This window comes from Acinetobacter sp. ANC_7512, assembly GCF_056779935.1.
In genome coordinates this window covers 1-205 of sequence record NZ_JBWYIX010000056.1, presented here as the reverse complement: position 1 = coordinate 205, position 205 = coordinate 1, and the positions used below count along the sequence as shown (strand labels likewise).

Below are 205 nucleotides of genomic sequence, written 5' to 3'. Positions count from 1 at the left end.
GAAGCAGCAGTAGAGGCAGCAGAAGCAGCATACGCTGCGGCAGAACAAGCGCTGATCGATGCAAATGCCAATGGCCTCATCACTCCAACAGAACTTACTGCGTTGACTCAAGCGCGTGATGATGCACTTGCTGCGAAAACAGAAGCACAAACAAAAGTGACAGCGTTACCTGAGGCAGTACAAGCAGAAAAAGATGCGCTACAAG

Annotated in this window: 1 protein-coding gene; it reads left to right on the top strand. The window is 50.2% G+C overall.

Annotated elements, in window-relative coordinates:
* The coding region (locus AC1M9H_RS14450) for a GA-like domain-containing protein (RefSeq protein ID WP_481613670.1) at positions 1-205 on the top strand (205 nt) is incomplete at both ends.